The organism is Sporichthyaceae bacterium, assembly GCA_036493475.1.
GTDB lineage: Bacteria > Actinomycetota > Actinomycetes > Sporichthyales > Sporichthyaceae > DASQPJ01.
The window spans coordinates 1-1,894 of record DASXPS010000149.1 but is presented as its reverse complement, the minus strand read 5'-3'; the positions used below and the strand labels follow the sequence as shown (position 1 = coordinate 1,894).

Here is a 1,894-nt window from a genome sequence, read left to right as displayed (position 1 = left end):
ACTGGTTACCAGCGTCGCCGACCGACCGGCCTACACACGGACCTCGATCGAGACGACGCTGGCCAATCTCAAAAAGGCCGCCGAGGCGAAATAGCAAACTGATCACCACGGGTAATCTCACGATAACAACTTCTTACCCCGCGTAACCATTCACGTGGCCGGGACGGGTTTCCAGGGATCGCCGATGATCGCGCCGCGGATGGTGTGAAGGACGTTGATGTTGTTCTTGTGTGCGGTGGAGATGTAGCCGCGGATGCGTAGCCAGGCGCGGGCGCCGGTTTCGGAGCGGTGGCAGCCGGAGATCTTCAGTTGGGTCTTGGCCGGGCGGAGGTCTCGTTCGGCCTGGTTGTTGGTGAACGGGACGGACAGGTCGCGGGCGAAGCGCAGTACCTGCTCGTCGCGGTCGCGGAGGCGGTCGAGCAGGTTGCGGGTCTTGGATTGTTTGCGTCCCGGGCCGCGTGGGTGGGCGGCCAGGCCGACGAGCACGGCGCGCTGCCACGCTTTGTGCAGCGGGTCTGCGATCTCGGGTCCGACCTGGTGCAGGCCCATTTCTCGGGCGGCGTGGGCGGCGTCGTTGAGCCCGAACAGTGCATCGAGTGCGGCGCTGGGCCAGGTCTGGTCGGGGTGGGACTCGGCCGCGGCGGTCAGTTCCCGGGCGATGTGGGCACCGCACAGGGCGTGGGTGGCCTTGGGGTAGTCGTCGTAGACGCTCAGGGCGTCGTGCACGGCGATCCCCGAATAGTCGGGCAGGATCCCGAACGCGGTCACGGCCTTGCGGCCGCGGGACGGGTCGAGGTGATACGCCGTCAGGTTGGGTGTGGAGGCGACGTGCAGCCACCAGGTGTCCCCGCCGATGCTGGTGCTGGTCTCATCGGCGTGCAGCACGTGCGCCAGGGTGATCAGGGTCCTGATCATCGCCTCGACATCGACCAGGTCCTGCGCGGTGGCCGCGACCGTCGAGCTGACCCAGCCGGTGGACACCGCCGCACCGGTCACGTCCGCGATCAGCAGGGCGGCGCGTTCGACCGGAACGTGCTGGAACACCACGAGGTAGACCGCCAGGGCGCGCAGGTTCGATCCGTAGGTGACCGGGGCGTTGACCCCGGCCGGGGCGTCGGCGGTGGTGATGCACCCGCAGGCGCAGCGGCGCCGGTGCAGCCGGTGCTCGGTCACCGGCCCGCTCACCTGCGGGATGTCGTGGACCTGACGGCGTGTCACCCCGACCTCGGCGGCCCGGCGCAGCGCGGCCCCGCAACCACGGCAGGCACTCGGCCGGTGCTCAACCACCTCCTCCGGCAGGTCGACCAGTCGCAGAGCCGAACCCGGAGCGCCGGGCTGCTTCCCGGGCTTGCGCCCAGCCTTCCGGCGCAGCGACCGGGACGGGGCCTCCAGCGGGTCCTTCGACGGCGGGATGGAGGAGTTGCGCGAGTTGCGGCCCAACTGGCGTTCCAACTCCGCGACCCGCTCTTCCAGCCGGGCGATCGTGGCGGCCTGTTCGGCGACCAACACCACGAGCTGCTCATACGTCGGAACCTCGGCCACACAGAGATACTGACGTTCCGTCAGCCTCGATCAAGCCGGCGCGCCGGCCGCAACCCGACCAATCTCACGCTGCACAACGTGAATGGTTACTATTCCGCAGACCCCGCCGCGGTGGCCGGTCATGTCGGAGAACTCATCGACATCGGTATTGCGGGCATCAACATCGAGGACGGCGCCGACGCACCAGCCGTGCTTGCCGCCAAGGTCGAGGCTGTCAGGAACACCGCATCAAACGCCGGAGCCGACATATTCGTCAACGTCCGCACCGACGTCTACCTACGCGGCCTGGCACCGGAAGACGGACGCGTGGCCGAAGTACTGGAGCGCGCAAGAATCTACCGCGACGCGGGTG

Annotated in this window: 2 protein-coding genes; one reads left to right on the top strand and one right to left on the bottom strand. The window is 68.2% G+C overall.

Annotated elements, in window-relative coordinates:
* Positions 1–150: 150 nt before the first annotated feature.
* Entirely contained in the window at positions 151–1,542 is a 1,392-nt protein-coding gene (locus VGJ14_15500; GenBank protein ID HEY2833834.1) for an IS66 family transposase, read from the bottom strand.
* 78 nt (positions 1,543–1,620) lie between these two features.
* On the opposite strand from VGJ14_15500, the gene VGJ14_15495 reads away from it, so the two are divergent.
* The coding region (locus VGJ14_15495; protein HEY2833833.1) for an isocitrate lyase/phosphoenolpyruvate mutase family protein at positions 1,621–1,894 on the top strand (274 nt) is incomplete at its 3' end.